Source organism: Streptomyces goshikiensis (assembly GCF_014650555.1).
Lineage (GTDB): Bacteria > Actinomycetota > Actinomycetes > Streptomycetales > Streptomycetaceae > Streptomyces > Streptomyces goshikiensis.
This window is the reverse complement of the sequence record NZ_BMVE01000004.1, coordinates 554,182-569,340: the sequence shown is the minus strand read 5'-3', so window position 1 is coordinate 569,340 and position 15,159 is coordinate 554,182. Positions and strand designations below refer to the sequence as shown.

14 protein-coding genes are annotated in these 15,159 nt (G+C 71.3%); 7 read left to right on the top strand and 7 right to left on the bottom strand.

Annotation, left to right across the window (positions count from 1 at the left end; all coding sequences use genetic code 11):
• The first annotated feature begins 104 nt into the window (after window positions 1-104).
• Window positions 105-1,067, top strand: a complete 963-nt coding sequence (locus IE248_RS15920; RefSeq protein WP_008742507.1) for an ABC transporter ATP-binding protein — start codon at window positions 105-107, stop codon at window positions 1,065-1,067.
• A gap of 26 nt (window positions 1,068-1,093) precedes the next feature.
• Here the strand turns inward: IE248_RS15920 and IE248_RS15915 are convergent, their stop codons facing one another.
• Complete coding sequence (locus IE248_RS15915; RefSeq protein ID WP_073797944.1) at window positions 1,094-2,203, bottom strand: alpha/beta hydrolase; 1,110 nt, start codon at window positions 2,201-2,203, stop codon at window positions 1,094-1,096.
• Window positions 2,204-2,355: 152 nt separating this feature from the next.
• On the opposite strand from IE248_RS15915, the gene IE248_RS15910 reads away from it, so the two are divergent.
• The 6 genes from IE248_RS15910 (at window position 2,356) to IE248_RS15885 (ending at window position 7,396) form a co-directional block, all read left to right on the top strand.
• Window positions 2,356-4,206, top strand: coding sequence for a phosphatidylglycerol lysyltransferase domain-containing protein (locus IE248_RS15910; protein WP_008742509.1), 1,851 nt, complete (start codon window positions 2,356-2,358; stop codon window positions 4,204-4,206).
• Between the two features lie 176 nt (window positions 4,207-4,382).
• Entirely contained in the window at window positions 4,383-5,255 is an 873-nt protein-coding gene (gene folP, locus IE248_RS15905; protein WP_008742511.1) for a dihydropteroate synthase, read from the top strand.
• A 61-nt stretch (window positions 5,256-5,316) separates the two neighbouring features.
• Complete coding sequence (locus tag IE248_RS15900; RefSeq protein WP_008742512.1) at window positions 5,317-5,760, top strand: nuclear transport factor 2 family protein; 444 nt, start codon at window positions 5,317-5,319, stop codon at window positions 5,758-5,760.
• 129 nt (window positions 5,761-5,889) lie between these two features.
• Window positions 5,890-6,249: a dihydroneopterin aldolase gene (gene folB, locus IE248_RS15895; protein ID WP_037794153.1), complete on the top strand. Its 360-nt coding sequence runs from the start codon at window positions 5,890-5,892 to the stop codon at window positions 6,247-6,249.
• A complete protein-coding gene (gene folK / locus IE248_RS15890) occupies window positions 6,246-6,854 on the top strand; it encodes a 2-amino-4-hydroxy-6-hydroxymethyldihydropteridine diphosphokinase (RefSeq protein ID WP_229895340.1) in 609 nt (202 codons plus the stop codon). Before folB ends, folK begins: the two co-directional genes overlap by 4 nt.
• 53 nt (window positions 6,855-6,907) lie before the next feature.
• Window positions 6,908-7,396 carry a DUF3180 domain-containing protein gene (locus IE248_RS15885; protein WP_008742514.1) on the top strand — a complete coding sequence of 163 codons (489 nt, stop codon included), beginning with the start codon at window positions 6,908-6,910 and terminating at the stop codon, window positions 7,394-7,396.
• A 64-nt stretch (window positions 7,397-7,460) separates the two neighbouring features.
• Here IE248_RS15885 and folE read toward each other — a convergent pair whose 3' ends face one another.
• The 6 genes from folE to dacB all read right to left on the bottom strand — a co-directional run bounded on the left by folE (window position 7,461) and on the right by dacB (window position 14,999).
• Window positions 7,461-8,069 carry a GTP cyclohydrolase I FolE gene (folE, locus tag IE248_RS15880; protein WP_073797943.1) on the bottom strand — a complete coding sequence of 203 codons (609 nt, stop codon included), beginning with the start codon at window positions 8,067-8,069 and terminating at the stop codon, window positions 7,461-7,463.
• 116 nt (window positions 8,070-8,185) lie between these two features.
• Window positions 8,186-10,213, bottom strand: a complete 2,028-nt coding sequence (gene ftsH, locus IE248_RS15875) for an ATP-dependent zinc metalloprotease FtsH (protein ID WP_190031005.1) — start codon at window positions 10,211-10,213, stop codon at window positions 8,186-8,188.
• 196 nt (window positions 10,214-10,409) lie between these two features.
• Window positions 10,410-10,970, bottom strand: a complete 561-nt coding sequence (gene hpt / locus IE248_RS15870; protein ID WP_037794157.1) for a hypoxanthine phosphoribosyltransferase — start codon at window positions 10,968-10,970, stop codon at window positions 10,410-10,412.
• Between the two features lie 65 nt (window positions 10,971-11,035).
• Window positions 11,036-12,067, bottom strand: a complete 1,032-nt coding sequence (gene tilS / locus IE248_RS15865) for a tRNA lysidine(34) synthetase TilS (protein WP_073774283.1) — start codon at window positions 12,065-12,067, stop codon at window positions 11,036-11,038.
• Window positions 12,068-12,353: 286 nt separating this feature from the next.
• On the bottom strand, window positions 12,354-13,472 hold the full coding sequence (locus IE248_RS15860) for an Rv3626c family coenzyme F420 biosynthesis-associated protein (protein ID WP_190031004.1): 1,119 nt from the start codon (window positions 13,470-13,472) through the stop codon (window positions 12,354-12,356).
• 39 nt (window positions 13,473-13,511) lie between these two features.
• Window positions 13,512-14,999, bottom strand: a complete 1,488-nt coding sequence (dacB, locus tag IE248_RS15855; RefSeq protein WP_190031003.1) for a D-alanyl-D-alanine carboxypeptidase/D-alanyl-D-alanine endopeptidase — start codon at window positions 14,997-14,999, stop codon at window positions 13,512-13,514.
• Window positions 15,000-15,159 lie beyond the last annotated feature (160 nt).

Sequence of the window (15,159 nt, the reverse complement as noted above, 5' to 3'; positions counted from 1 at the left end):
AAACTCGCGATCGAACCCGACCCTAACCCCCGGCACCGACATTGGCCTGAATCCTTCGCAGGGGGGCAACACTGCCTTTACAAAACTGGTGAAAGAGTGGGGCTGTGATCCGATTCGAGCATGTGACCAAGCGCTACCCCGATGGGACGACCGCCGTCGAGGACCTGGACTTCGAGGTCGCCGAGGGTGAGCTGGTCACGCTCGTGGGCCCGTCCGGCTGCGGCAAGACGACCACGATGAAGATGGTCAACCGGCTGATCGAGCCGACCTCCGGGCGGATCCTCCTCGGCGGCGAGGACATCGCCGCCGCCGATCCGGTCGAGCTGCGCCGCCGCATCGGGTACGTGATCCAGCAGGTCGGGCTGTTCCCCCACAAGACGGTGCTGGAGAACACGGCGACCGTCCCGCAGCTGATCGGCACCCCCAAGGCCAAGGCCCGCGCGCGGGCGGCCGAGCTGCTCGAACTCGTCGGCCTGGACCCGGCCGTCTACGGGGGCCGGTACCCGGAGCAGCTGTCCGGCGGGCAGCGCCAGCGCGTCGGCGTGGCCCGCGCGCTCGCCGCGGACCCGCCGGTGCTGCTGATGGACGAACCGTTCGGGGCGGTGGACCCGGTGGTCCGCGAACGCCTCCAGAACGAGTTCCTCACCCTCCAGAAGACGGTGCGCAAGACGATCCTGCTCGTCACGCACGACCTGGAGGAGGCCATCCGGCTCGGCGACCGCATCGCCGTCTACGGGAACGGCACCATCGAGCAGTTCGCCCGCCCGGCGGCGGTGCTGGCCGCGCCGGCCACCGAGTACGTCGCGGGGTTCGTCGGCGCGGACCGGGGGCTCAAGCACCTCGCGGTCACCGCGGTGGCGCCGGCCGACGTGGAGGCGGCGGACGGAAAGGCCCCCACCGCCGAAGTGGCGCTGGGGGCGAGTCTGCGCGAGGCGCTCGCGCTGCTGCTGCGGGAGGACTCCGGCCGGATCGGGGTCAAGGATCCGGACACCGGCGCGCTGGTCGGCGTACTCACCCCGGAGGGGGTGCACCGGGCGCTGCGCCGGGCCCAGCTGCAGGAGGCGTAGGTACGGCGCCGCAGGGGCGCCGGCGGTCAGGCCTGGATGCGGCCGCTCATCCACACCAGCATCGGGGCGATCTCGCGGCGCCAGGTGTTGAAGTTGTGGCCGCCGCTGTCGAGGATGATCGAGGACACCCGGTCCGGGCCCTTGACCTTCTTGATGAACTTCTTGGTGTCGCCGAGGTTCGGCTCGCCCTTCTGGCTGCTGGTGACGAGGAACGACGTACCGCTCGGCTTCTTGTTCGCGACGCTGTGCAGGACGTCGGCACGCTTCTTCAGCTTCTCGTCCCCGTGGAACAGATTTCCGGTGGTCGGGTCGTCCGGGGCCTCGTAGTACGCGGACAGGCCGGCGGCGGCGCCGAAGGTCTGCGGGTAGTGCGTGGCGATCTTCAGGGCGCAGTAGCCGCCGGTGGAGTTGCCGATGAAGCCCATGTTCTGCGGCTTGTCACCGACCCGGAAGGTGCTCTGGATGGCCTTCGGCAGGTCCTGCCCGAAGAACGTCTCGGTCTGCGGGCCATCGGGTATGTCCACGCACTCGGTGTCGCGCGGCGGCGCGACGGTCGGCCGCAGCATCACCAGGATCATCGGCTTCATCTTGCCCGCCTTGGCCTGCTTGAAGGCCGTCATCGGGTAGTTCAGCCCTTTGATCAGGTTCTCGGCGGTGCCCGGGTACCCCGTCAGGACGACGGCCGCGGGGAAGTTCTTGTCCTTGTGCTGGGGCTGGAAGTACTCCGGCGGCAGCCACACGTAGCCGGGGCTCGTTATCTTCGACTTCTGCCCGGTTATGGCAATCTTCAGGATCTGTCCGCCGACCTGCGGCTTGCCGCCACCGGGCACGTCCAGCTTCTGCTTGTCGACGACCTTGATGTCCTCGCTGCTCATCGAGTGGTCGACGACCTTGCCCATCGACGTCTCCTGACCGAACAGGTCGGCCCAGGATCCATAGAAGAGGAACGACTTGTTAGCCGCGAGACCGACGGCCGAGAAGAGCGCCAGCTGGGTCACCAGCAGGAGGCCGATCCGGCCGACGAGGGCACGCCAGGTGCGGCCGGAAAGCTTTGGCCAGAACCAGACCGTGGCCGCGAACAGCAGCACACCGGCGACGATGGCCAGCGCCAGAACCGTATTACTGGTGAGACCCATGAGCAGTCAGTCGTCTTTCTGATGGCAGGACGAGTTTTTCTCGGCGGAAGAGTGAACCCGCTCCCCTCCGATGTCGTCCTAAGGGACGCACCACACTCCGGAGGCTGTCGCGGCCTTCGGCCACATGATCTCTCGCGGAGCAACGGGAAGCGATGTCTAGCAGGATAGATGGCGATAAGTCCGGACAGGTTCCGAGTCGGGCCGGGCGAATCTTGCGCGGACCACGACCGGAGACGGTGCCCGGCCTGGTGGGGATGGCCGTCACGGTCGTCGGTCTCCTGGACATCGCGGCAGGGGTGTTCCCGCGGTTCAGGCACAGCAGGATCCACGCGGTCACCGAGGTGCTGCCCGGATCCCTCGGCCCCTTCGCGGCGGCCCTCGCGCTGAGCGCGGGCGTCCTGCTGCTGCTGCTCGCGCACGGCCTCAAGCGCCGCAAGCGGCGGGCCTGGCGCGCGGCCGTGGTGCTGCTGCCCGCCGGCGCCGTGGCGCAGTTCACGTACCGGCACTCGGTCATCGGCGTGGTCATCGCGGCGGTGCTCCTCGCGCTGCTGCTGCGCCACCAGGGTGAATTCAAGGCGCTGCCGGACCCGCGCAGCCGCTGGAAGGCGCTCGCGAACTTCGTCCTGATGAGCGCCGGGTCCATCGGCCTCGGCCTGGTGATCGTCAACTCCCACCCGGGCAAGGTCGTCGGCAACCCCGGCATCTACGAGCAGATCAGCCACGTCGTCTACGGGCTCTTCGGCTTCGAGGGACCCGTCGACTACGCCGGCCGGGTCTCCTGGATCGTCGGCTACTCGCTCGGCGCCCTCGGCATGCTGACCGCGCTCACCACGATCTACCTGGCGTTCCGCCCCGAGCACCCGGCCGCGCGGCTCACCGCCGACGACGAGGTCAAGCTGCGCGAGCTGCTGGCCCGCCACGGCGGCCGCGACTCCCTCGGCCACTTCGCGCTCCGCCGCGACAAGGCCGTCGTCTTCTCCCCCAGCGGCAAGGCGGCCGTCACCTACCGCGTCGTCTCCGGCGTGATGCTCGCCTCCGGCGACCCGATCGGCGACGTCGAGGCCTGGCCCGGCGCCATCGAGCGGTTCATGGAGGAGGCCAAGGCCCACTCCTGGACCCCGGCCGTCATGGGCTGCAGCGAGACCGGCGGCGAGGTCTGGACCCGCGAGACGGGGCTGGACGCCCTGGAGCTGGGTGACGAGGCGATTGTCGATGTCAAAGACTTCTCCCTCTCGGGCCGCGCCATGCGCAATGTCCGCCAAATGGTGAAGCGCATCGAGCGCAACGGCTACACCACCAAGGTCCGCCGGGTCAGCGAGCTGACCGACACCGAGCTGGAGCAGGTGCGCGGCGCCGCCGCGGCGTGGCGCGGCACCGACACCGAGCGCGGGTTCTCCATGGCGCTCGGCCGGGTCGGCGACCCGGGCGACGGCGACTGCTTCATCGCCACCGCGCACCGGGTGGAGGAGGGCGACACCTCGCCGTTCGGCGACCTCAAGGCCGTCCTGCACTTCGTCCCGTGGGGCAAGGACGGCATGTCGCTGGAGCTGATGCGCCGCGACCGCGCCGCCGACCCCGGCATGAACGAGCTGCTGATCGTCGCCTCGCTGGAGGCGTCGCCGTCCCTGGGCATCGAGAAGGTCTCGCTGAACTTCGCGATGTTCCGCTCGGCCCTCGCCCGCGGCGAGAAGATCGGCGCCGGCCCCGTGCTGCGGATGTGGCGCAGCCTGCTGGTGTTCCTCTCGCGCTGGTTCCAGATCGAATCGCTGTACAAGTTCAACGCGAAGTTCAAGCCCCGCTGGGAGCCCCGCTTCGTGGTCTTCCGCACCACCCGTGACCTGCCCCGCATCGGCTTCGCCGCGATGCAGGCCGAGGGCTTCGTGACGCTGGCGCTGCCGCGCCTGTTCGCGAGCCGCCGCCGGCCCAAGCCGGTCCGTACCTGCGCCCACACGCACGTGAGCGCCGTCCCGTCCCCGTCGGACCGCGAGGTCGCCGCCGCCTGACCCGCCGGGGCGCGGGGCGTGGAGGAGGCCGGGGCTCGCACGAGCCCCGGCCTCCTCCGCGTCCGGCGGCCACCCCGCCCCGCCTGCGGCCGCCCCCGCCCGCGTCGCGCCTGGCCAGGGCGCCGGGCCGGTCCTCGCGTACCGGCCGCGCCGGGCACCGGCTCTACCCTGGGACCATGAACACGCACCGCGCGGCCACCGACAGGGGCCGGGTCACAGGTCTGCCGGAGTGGGACCGCTGCGGGGTCATGGGGGTCGTCAACGTCACCCCCGACTCCTTCTCCGACGGCGGCCGCTGGTTCGACACCACGGCGGCCGTCAAGCGCGGTCTCGACCTCGTCGCCGAGGGCGCCGACCTCATCGACGTCGGCGGTGAGTCCACCCGCCCCGGCGCCCCCCGCGTCGACGAGGAGGAAGAGCTGCGCCGGGTCGTCCCCGTCGTGCGCGGCCTCGCCTCCGAGGGCGTCGTCGTCTCCGTCGACACCATGCGCGCCTCCGTCGCCGCGCAGGCCGTCGCCGCCGGCGCGGCCCTGGTCAACGACGTCAGCGGCGGCCTCGCCGACCCCGGCATGATCCCGGCCGTCGCGGCCGCCGAGGTGCCCTTCGTGGTCATGCACTGGCGCGGCTTCAGCGACAACATGAACAGCCTCGCCGTCTACGACGACGTCCTCGCCGAGGTCACCGCCGAACTCCGCGCCCGCGTCGACGCCGTCATATCCGGCGGCATCGCCCCCGAGCGGCTCCTCGTCGACCCCGGCCTCGGCTTCGCCAAGAACGCCGAGCACGACCTGGCCCTCGTCGCCCACCTCGCCGAGCTGCGCGCGCTCGGCTTCCCGCTGCTGGTCGCCGCCTCGCGGAAGCGTTTCCTCGGCCGCGTCCTGGCCGGCGCCGCCGACGCCGCCCCGCCGCCCGCCCGCGAGCGGGACGCCGCCACGGCCGCCGTCTCCGCCCTCGCCGCGTACCAGGGCGCCTGGGCCGTACGGGTCCACGAGGTACGGGCGACCGCCGACGCGGTTCGGGTGGCCCGCGCCGTGGAAGGGGCTCTGTGATCCGGACACGCGTCCGGGCCGGCACCCGCAGCAGCATCCGTACAGGCAGGAAAGGGGCACGGTGAGCCGTACCGACATCGAAGCCGTCGAAGAGGCCAATACGGCCTTCTACGAGGCCATGGAGCGGGGGGACTTCGACGGACTGTCGGCGCTCTGGCTCGAAGACGAGATCTCCTGCGTGCACCCGGGCTGGCCGGTGCTCTCGGGCCGCGGCGAGGTGCTGCGCTCCTACGCGCTGATCATGTCCCACACGGAGTACATCCAGTTCTTCCTCACCGACACCAAGGTGGCCGTCATAGGCGACACCGCCCTCGTCACGTGTACGGAGAACATCCTCAGCGGGGGACCCGCCGAGGACGGCGGGGAACTCGGCCCGCTGGTCGGCCAGCTGGTCGTCGCGACAAATGTGTTCCGTCGCACACCGCAGGGCTGGCTGCTCTGGTCCCACCACGGTTCCCCGGTGCTCACGGACTCCGAAGAAGAGGACGAAGAGGACACGGACTGACCCCTCGCGCGGGAGGCGGGGTATATCGCGGGTAAATTCGAAGGTGGACGACGCCGACCGCACTCGGCGTAGGCCTATGGCCCCGGGAGTCCCGGGACCGGAAGAACCTACGAAACAGGAGTGATTCGCGTGGATCGTGTCGCGCTGCGCGGCCTCAAGGCTCGCGGGCACCACGGCGTCTTCCCCAGGGAACGCGAGGAAGGCCAGACCTTCATAGTCGACCTGGTGCTGCACCTCGACACCCGCCCCGCGGCGGCCGGGGACGACCTGGCCAAGACCGTGCACTACGGGGTCGTGGCCGAGGAAGTCGTCGACGTGGTCCAAGGCGAGCCCGTCGACCTCATCGAGACCCTTGCCGAGCGGATCGCCCAGCAGTGCCTCAAGCACGACGCCGTGGCACAGGTGGAGGTCGTCGTCCACAAGCCGGACGCGCCCATCACCGTTCCCTTCGACGACGTGACCATCACGATCACCCGGAGCCGCGCGTGAATCACGGACTGAACGCCCAGAGCGACCCCACCGTCCAGCCGGTACCGGCGTCCGTCGTCGAGACGGTCGACGCGGCGGACGTCACCCTGTCCAACCCGAGGTGGGCCGTCATCGCGCTCGGCTCGAACCTCGGCAACCGCCTGGAGACCCTCCAGGGCGCCATCGACGCCCTCGGTGACACGCCCGGCCTGCGGGTCAAGGCCGTCTCCCCCGTCTACGAGACCGAGCCCTGGGGCATCGAGCCCGGCTCGCAGCCCTCGTACCTCAACGCGGTCATCGCGCTGAAGACGACCCTGCCGCCGTCCTCGCTGCTGGAGCGCGGGCACGCGATCGAGGAGGCCTTCGACCGCGTCCGCGAGGAGCGCTGGGGCCCCCGCACCATCGACGTCGACATCGTCTCGTACGCCGAGGTGGTCTCCGACGACCCCACCCTCACCCTGCCGCACCCCAGGGCCCACCAGCGGGCCTTCGTCCTGGCCCCGTGGCACGACATCGACGCCGAGGCGCAGATCCCCGGCCACGGCCCGATCGCCGAGCTCCTGGCCGACGTCGGCCTGACGGGCGTGACCGCGCGCCCCGACCTGGAACTCCACCTCCCCGAGTAGTCGTTAGCCTGTTCACTGCTGACGAATCGGCTCAGAAAGCGGGGAACGGGCACGTGAAGCAACTGAGGCCGGCGGTCCTGGCGGGCATCTTCTTGGTCGCCGGGGTCCTGTCCTGGGCCGGCGCCCGCCTGTGGAACGCCTACGGCACCCTGCCGGGCGTCCCACTGGCCGCGCCGATCGTCCTGGCCGTCATCGCGGTGGTGCTGCTCGCCACGGCGCTGTCCCTGCGCGGCCGCCTCAAGGCGCAGCGCGAGCGGCGCCCGGGCGCCAAGGGCGTCGAGCCGCTGATGGCGGCCCGCGCGGTCGTCTTCGGCCAGGCCAGCGCGCTGGTCGCGGCCCTGGTGGCGGGCATGTACGGCGGCGTGGGCGTCTTCCTGTTCACCGACGCCCTCGACGTCCCGGCCCGCCGCGACCAGACCTGGTACGCCGGTGCCTCGGTCCTGGCGGGCGCCGCGGTCATCGCCGCCGCCCTCTTCCTGGAACACGTCCTCAAGCTCCCCGAGGACGACGACACCGCCACCGAATCCCCGTCCCACGCCTGACCGGCCCCCTCCGGGGGCCGGCTTCGGACCACGGACATCGCGGGGTGCTCCCCCGCCGCGGACGCTAGCGGGCCATGATCAGGCTCATGGCCTCGTTGCGCGTCGCGGGGTCGCGGAGCTGGCCGCGGACGGCCGAGGTGATGGTCTTCGCGCCCGGCTTGCGGACGCCGCGCATGGTCATGCACATGTGCTCGCACTCGATGACCACGATGACCCCGCGCGGATCCAGGATCTCCATGAGGGAGTCGGCTATCTGCGTCGTCAGCCGCTCCTGCACCTGCGGACGGCGGGCGAACACGTCCACGAGGCGGGCCAGCTTCGACAGCCCGGTGATCTTGCCGTCGGTGGACGGGATGTAGCCGACGTGGGCCACACCGTGGAACGGCACCAGATGGTGTTCACAGTTCGACATGACCTCGATGTCCTTGACCAGGACCATCTCGTCGTGGCCCAGGTCGAACGTCGTCGTCAGGACTTCCTCGGGCCGCTGGTACAGGCCGGCGAATATCTCCTTGTACGCGCGCGCGACCCTCGCCGGGGTCTCCAGGAGGCCCTCGCGGTCCGGGTCCTCGCCGACCGCGATCAGGAGCTCTCGGACTGCCGCCTCGGCGCGCTTCTCGTCGAACTCGCCGATCGTGCCCTCGCCACCGGTCAGGGTCACTGGGTCGGTCATCTCATCCTCGTTCCTGTGTGCCTGTGCGCTCGCGCTCGCGGGCACGCCAAAGTGCCGCGCCCCCCAGGCTAGAACCTGGGGGGCGCGGCATCCATTCCGGAGGGGTCGACCGCCGATTACTCGGGGCGATCCTCAGGGGCGGGCTCCGGGGCCTTTTCCACCGACACGGCCGGCGGGGTCGCCGAGGTGCCGTTCGCCGAGTTCGTCAGCTGGAGCTCCTTGGGAGAGAGCACCGGCGGACGGGTCGACGGGGTGCGGCGGGAGGAGCCGGTCCACGCGGGGCGGGCCGGACGCTTCACGATCGTCGAGAAGACCTCGGCGATCTGCTCCTTGTTCAGCGTCTCCTTCTCCAGCAGCGCGAGGACGAGGTTGTCGAGCACGTCGCGGTTCTCGACCAGGATCTCCCAGGCCTCGTTGTGCGCGGTCTCGATGAGCTTCTTGACCTCTTCGTCGACCAGCGCCGCGACCTCTTCCGAGTAGTCCCGCGGGTGCGACATCTCGCGGCCCAGGAACGGCTCGGTGTTGTCGCCGCCGAACTTGATCGCACCGAGACGCTCGGTCATGCCGTACTGCGTGACCATCGCGCGGGCCGTCGCCGTGGCCTTCTCGATGTCGTTCGCCGCGCCCGTGGTCGGGTCGTGGAAGACCAGCTCCTCGGCCGCGCGCCCGCCCAGCATGTACGCCAGCTGGTCGAGCATCTCGTTGCGCGTGGTCGAGTACTTGTCCTCATCGGGCAGGACCATGGTGTAACCCAGGGCCCGGCCGCGGGACAGGATCGTGATCTTGTGGACCGGGTCCGAGTTCGGAGAGGCCGCCGCGACCAGGGCGTGACCGCCCTCGTGGTACGCGGTGATCTTCTTTTCCCGGTCCGACATGATCCGGGTCCGCTTCTGCGGGCCCGCCACGACGCGGTCGATCGCCTCGTCCAGCATGTGGTTGTCGATCAGCTTCTTGTCCGAGCGGGCCGTGAGCAGCGCGGCCTCGTTCAGGACGTTGGAGAGATCGGCACCCGTGAAGCCGGGGGTGCGGCGGGCGACGGCCGAGAGGTCGACGTCCGGCGCGACCGGCTTGCCCTTCTGGTGGACCTTGAGGATCTCCAGACGGCCCTGCATGTCGGGACGGTCGACCGCGATCTGCCGGTCGAAACGGCCCGGGCGCAGCAGCGCCGGGTCGAGGATGTCCGGACGGTTCGTGGCGGCGATCAGGATGACGCCGCCCTTCACGTCGAAGCCGTCCATCTCGACGAGCAGCTGGTTGAGGGTCTGCTCGCGCTCGTCGTGACCGCCGCCGAGACCCGCACCGCGGTGCCGGCCGACGGCGTCGATCTCGTCGACGAAGACGATCGCCGGCGCGTTGGCCTTGGCCTGTTCGAACAGGTCACGGACACGCGAGGCACCGACACCGACGAACATCTCGACGAAGTCGGAACCGGAGATCGAGTAGAAGGGCACACCGGCCTCGCCCGCGACGGCACGCGCGAGCAGGGTCTTTCCGGTGCCGGGCGGGCCGTAGAGCAGCACGCCCTTGGGGATCTTGGCGCCGACGGCCTGGAACTTCGCCGGCTCCTGGAGGAACTCCTTGATCTCGTGGAGTTCCTCGACGGCCTCGTCGGAGCCCGCGACGTCGGCGAACGTCGTCTTCGGGGTGTCCTTGGTGATGAGCTTGGCCTTGGACTTCCCGAAGTTCATGACCCGGGAGCCGCCGCCCTGCATCTGGTTCATCAGGAACAGGAAGACCACGACGATGAGGACGAAGGGCAGGAGCGAGAGCAGCACGCTGAGGAACGGGCTGGCCTTGTCCGGCGAGACGGTGTACCCGTCCGGGATCTGACCCGCTTCGTACTTGGTCTGGAGGTTCTGGGCGAGCTGGACGCCCTGGTCCCCGATGTAGTTGGCCTGGAACTTGGTGCCGTCGTTGTCGCCGAGCTTCTGGCCCTTCTTCAGCTCGATCTTGATCATCTGGCTGTCACCGGTGGTCAGCTTGGCGCTGTCCACCTGGCCACTGTTGATCGCCTTGATGACCTCGCTGGTCTCCACCGACTTGTAGCCGCCGCCGGAGCCGACGACGTTCATCAACACGACCACGGCGAGGACGGCCAGCACGATCCACATGACCGGCCCACGGAAGTATCGCTTCACGTCCATCCATACGGGGCGCTGAGCACCCCGTCCCTCCTGCCCGTAGGTAAATGCTGCTGTGAGTAAAGACTGTTCTTCGGAATGTACCCCTGAATTGTCACCCGCGGCCTCGTGGGACGGCTGACAAACCCGCCTTCGCATGCTTCAACGGCGGGCGACGCCCTCAGGTTCCCCGTCCGGGGCCCGAGGGCGCGGGTGCGTGTCAGCCGCCGTACACGTGCGGGGCGAGCGTGCCCACGAACGGCAGGTTGCGGTACTTCTCCGCGTAGTCGAGGCCGTAGCCCACGACGAACTCGTTGGGGATGTCGAAGCCGACCCACTTCACGTCGATCGCGACCTTCGCGGCGTCGGGCTTGCGCAGCAGCGTGACGACCTCCAGGGAGGCCGGCTGGCGGGAGCCCAGGTTCGACAGCAGCCAGGACAGCGTCAGACCGGAGTCGATGATGTCCTCGACGATCAGGACGTGCTTGTCCTTGATGTCGGTGTCCAGGTCCTTGAGGATCCGGACCACGCCCGAGGACTGGGTCCCGGCGCCGTACGAGGACACCGCCATCCAGTCCATGGTGAGCGGGGTGGACAAGGCGCGCGCCAGGTCCGCCATCACCATCACCGCGCCCTTGAGCACGCCGACGATGAGCAGGTCCTTGCCCGCGTACTCCGCGTCGATCTTCGCGGCCAGCTCGGCCAGCTTCGCGTCGATCTCTTCCTTGGTGATGAGCACCGACTGGAGGTCGTCGCCCATGTCCTTCTCGTCCACCCGCATCACTTTCGTCGACGGCCGGGTCTCCGGGGGTGCCCCCGGAGGGCTCAGCCGTGTTTCAGCACCAATCAGCCCTGCCGGATGACAAGTCTGCCACCCTGCCGCTGGGCCTCCACCCGGCCGGGCAGGTTGATGGCGCCCTGACCGCGCCATCCGGTGATGAGGCGGTCGACTTCCTCGATGTGGCGGGCGAAGAGGGAACCGGCCGGGGAACCCGCCGCGACCACGGCCCGGCGCAGCACGCGGCGGCGCACGGCGGGGGGCAGGGCGTACAGCTTGGCGCACTCCAGCCGGCCGTCCGCGTCCCGTACGCCGGCCTCGGCGTCGGCGGCCCAGGAGTCCAGGGCGTCGGCGTCGTCGCGGGAGAGCTGGGCGGTGCGGGCGAGGGCCTCTACGACCCCTTTGCCCAGGGCCTTCTCCAGGGCGGGCAGCCCCTCGTGGCGCAGCCGGGAGCGGGTGTAGGCGGGGTCGAGGTTGTGCGGGTCGTCCCAGACGGGGAGGGACTGGACCATGCAGGCCTTGCGGGCGGTCTGCCGGTCGACCTGGAGGAAGGGGCGCCGGTAGCGGTTGGTGCGGCCGGGGCCGCCGGGGCCCGCCGAGACCTCGGGCATGCCGGACAGCGAGCGGATGCCGGAGCCGCGGGCGAGGCCCAGCAGGACGGTTTCGGCTTGGTCGTCCCGGGTGTGGCCGAGCAGTACGGCGGCGGCTCCGAGCCGGTCGGCGGCCTCGTCGAGGGCGCCGTAGCGGGCGTCGCGCGCGGCGGCCTCGGGGCCGCCCTCACGGCCGACGCGCACGGCGACGGACTCCACCGGGTCGAGGCGGAGTGCGGTCATGCGGGTGACGACCTCGGCGGCGCGCAGGTCCGAGCCGGGCTGGAGGCCGTGGTCGACGGTGACGCCGCCGGCCCGGATGCCGAGCTTGGGGGCCTCGAAGGCGAGGGCGGAGGCGAGCGCCATGGAGTCGGCGCCGCCGGAGCAGGCGACGAGGACGAGCGGCGCGGCGGCGCCGGGGGTGCGGCTGTCGGTGAGGTCGGTCAGGACGTCGTGGAGTACGCGGCGGACCGCCAGGCGTATCGCCGCGACCGCAGGATGGGGACCCATGTCCGGTGCCCTTCGGTGGAGTTCGGATGCCTCGGAGGCTTCGGGGTGTGCGGTGGGTGGTGCGTGCTCGGCGGGCGGGCCGCCGTGGTGCCGTGCTGCCCGCCCGGCCGTCCCCGCGGGGGCCGCCCGCGGGGAGAGGGTTGTCACTCAGAGTGCGTCGATGGTGACAGAGCCGAGCCGTTCCCCGAGCATCGCACGCCCTTCCACGCCCCACGGTCCCTCGGAAGGGTGACGCTGCTTCCCCCAGAGGGACACGTTTACGCCTCGCGGGCCGCTCTCGGTCGCCTCACTTCCCGTGTACGCGCGCCACCCAGTCCGACGGCTTGGCGATCTCGCTCTTGGTGGGCAGTGTGTTCGGGGAGGTCCACACCCGGTTGAAGCCGTCCATCCCCACCTCGCCGACGACGGCCCGTACGAACCGCTCCCCGTCCCGGTACTGCCGCAGCTTCGCGTCGAGCCCGAGCAGCTTGCGCAGGGCGGCGTCGAGGCGGCCCGCGCCGCTCGCCCGGCGCTGCTGGAACTTCTCCCGGATCTCGGCGACCGAGGCGACCACCCCGGGGCCGACGCCGTCCATCACGAAGTCGGCGTGCCCCTCCAGCAGGGACATGACGGCGGTGAGCCGCCCGAGCACCTCGCGCTGCTCGGGGGTCTGCACGAGCTCCACCAGCGAGCGGCCGTCCTCGCCGTGCTCGTCGGCGGGGCGGGCGCCCGCGAAGGACTGGGCGGCCTCGCGCAGCCGCTCCAGGACGTTCATCGGGTCCATCTCGGTGGCGCCGAGGAACGTCTGGATCTCGCCCTCCAGGTGGTCCCGGAGCCAGGGCACGGCGGTGAACTGGGTGCGGTGGGTCTCCTCGTGCAGGCACACCCACAGCCGGAAGTCGTGCGGGTCGACGCCCAGCTCGCGCTCCACGTGCACGATGTTCGGGGCGACGAGCAGCAGGCGCCCGCCGGTGGCCGGGCCCGGCAGGTCGAGGGCGGCCGGCGCGAAGGTCTCGTACTGGCCGAGCACCCGGGAGGCCAGGAAGCTGAGCAGCATGCCCAGCTCGACGCCGGTGACCTTGCCGCCGACCGCGCCGAGCACGGCGCCGCCGGGGGCGCTGCCGCGGCGTTCCTGCATCTTGCCGAGCAGGGGGCCCAGGAGTTCCCGGAAGCCGGCCACGTTGGCCTTGACCCAGCCGGCCCTGTCGACGACCAGGACGGGCGTGTCCTGCACCGTCGCGTTCTCGGGCACCATCCGCGTGTACTCGCGCACGTGCCGTTCAGAGGTCTTGGCGTGCCTGCGCAGCTCCGCCACCACGGCCCGGGCCTCGTGGCGGCTGACCTCCGGACCCGGCCGCACCAGCCGGGTCGCCGTCGCCACCGCGAGGTTCCAGTCGACCATCTCCGCACCACCGATGCTCGTCATGCGTCAACCGTACGTGGACCGGCGCCGCCGCGGACCCCCTCAGCGCGTGCCGGCGACGGCGGCCGCCAGCTTGTCGAGGGCCTTCTCGGCGCCTTCGGGCCCCGGGGTGTTCGCGGCCAGGAAGGCGAAGGCGAGGAGCCGCCCGGAGGGGTCCACGACGGTGCCCGCGAGGGCGTTCACGCCCGAGAGGGTGCCGGTCTTGGCCCGGACCAGGCCGGCGGCCGGGGAACCGCCGCTGTTGCGGCCCCGCAGGGTGCCGTTGAACCCGGCGACGGGCAGCCCGGTCAGGACGGGCCGCAGCTCCGGCCGCTGGGGGTCGGCGGCCTTGGCGAGCAGTGCGGTCAGCAGGCCGGCGCTGACCTTGTCGCTGCGGTCCAGGCCGCTCCCGTCGGCGAACCGGGCGCCGGTGGTGTCGATGCCGAGGGAGGCGAGCGTGGCGGCGACGGCATTCCCGGCGCCCTCGAAGCTGCCGGGCTGCCCGGAGGCGAGGGCGCTCTGGCGGGCGAGGGCCTCGGCGATGTCGTTGTCGCTGTTGGTCAGCATCCGCTCGACGAGGCCGCCGAGCGGGGTGGACAGGGTGGTCGCCAGCGGTTCGGCGTCGGCGGCGGCCCTGGCCTTCGCGGGCGCGCCGGTGACCTTGATGCCGCGGTCCGCCAGCAGGTCGGCGAAGGCGCGGGCGGTGTCCCCGGACGGGTCCTCGGAGCGGTCGGCGGGGCCCGAGAGGGAGTCGTTCAGGCGGCCCTCGTCGGCCGTCAGGGCGCTCAGCGGCGCGACGTTGGGGTTGAGGCCGATCGGGTGGCGGGCGGGCCCGGAGTAGAGGGAGTCGTCGTAGCCGAGGCTCACGCTGTCCGTGCCGGCCGCCTTGAGCGCCTGGGCGGTGTCGGCGGCGAGGGCGACGAGGCTGCCGCCGGAGCCGGCCGGCGGCTTCTTCCGCGCGGTCAGCGAGGGGTCGCCGCCGCCGACCAGGATGATCTGCCCGGGCGCGGCGCCCGGGGTCACGGTGGTGCGGAAGCGGTGCTCGGGGCCGAGAGCGGCCAGTACCGCCGTCGCGGTGGCGATCTTGACGGTGGAGGCGGGGGTCATCGGCTCGCGCGGCTTGGCCTCGTACAGCACCCGCCCGGTGGCGGTGTCGATGACGGAGGCGCTGCGCAGGCTCCCGAGCGCGGGGTCGGCGAACAGCGGCCGCAGCGCCCCGGCGAGGGCGTCGGAGCCGGAGCCGGTGCCCTCTCCGGTGCCGGTGCCCGGCTGCCGCCCGGCCTGCTCCCCCAGCGGGTTCCCGGCCTGCTTTTCGGCCTGGAGGGCCGCCGCGAGGCCGGAAAGCACCCCCGGGGCGCTGGGTGCGGCCTCCGGGAGCCGTCCGGAGCCGTGATCTACGCCACCCATCCGGCTCCAGGAGGCGGCCCTGTCCCGCTCGGCCTTACGCTGGCCGGAGTCCCAAGGGCCGGTGACGGAGACCGTCGCCGCCGACAGGACGAGGCCGGCGACGGCCGATGCCGCGATGAGCTGCCAGGTCTTGACCAAGGGCACCTCGGACCAGCCCCTTTCGCGATCACGGATATGCGTGAGGGACACTTAACCACTGCGACTTGCCGCGAGCATGGCACCCCACCCGGCAGGGCCGGGACGGACGTGCACGCAGGTGAACCAACGCAGTCTCGAAGCAATGAAGCTGATCATGGAGGAGCAG

Excerpts from the sequence above, each read along its gene's own strand:
- folE (WP_073797943.1), bottom strand. The coding sequence starts at position 8,069 with ATGACCGACCCAGTGACCCTGACCGGTGGCGAGGGCACGATCGGCGAG.
- IE248_RS15860 (WP_190031004.1), bottom strand. The coding sequence starts at position 13,472 with ATGACGAGCATCGGTGGTGCGGAGATGGTCGACTGGAACCTCGCGGTG.
- tilS (WP_073774283.1), bottom strand. The coding sequence starts at position 12,067 with ATGGGTCCCCATCCTGCGGTCGCGGCGATACGCCTGGCGGTCCGCCGC.
- folP (WP_008742511.1), top strand. The coding sequence starts at position 4,383 with ATGAACACGCACCGCGCGGCCACCGACAGGGGCCGGGTCACAGGTCTG.
- hpt (WP_037794157.1), bottom strand. The coding sequence starts at position 10,970 with ATGCGGGTGGACGAGAAGGACATGGGCGACGACCTCCAGTCGGTGCTC.
- ftsH (WP_190031005.1), bottom strand. The coding sequence starts at position 10,213 with ATGGACGTGAAGCGATACTTCCGTGGGCCGGTCATGTGGATCGTGCTG.
- IE248_RS15910 (WP_008742509.1), top strand. The coding sequence starts at position 2,356 with ATGTCTAGCAGGATAGATGGCGATAAGTCCGGACAGGTTCCGAGTCGG.
- IE248_RS15915 (WP_073797944.1), bottom strand. The coding sequence starts at position 2,203 with ATGGGTCTCACCAGTAATACGGTTCTGGCGCTGGCCATCGTCGCCGGT.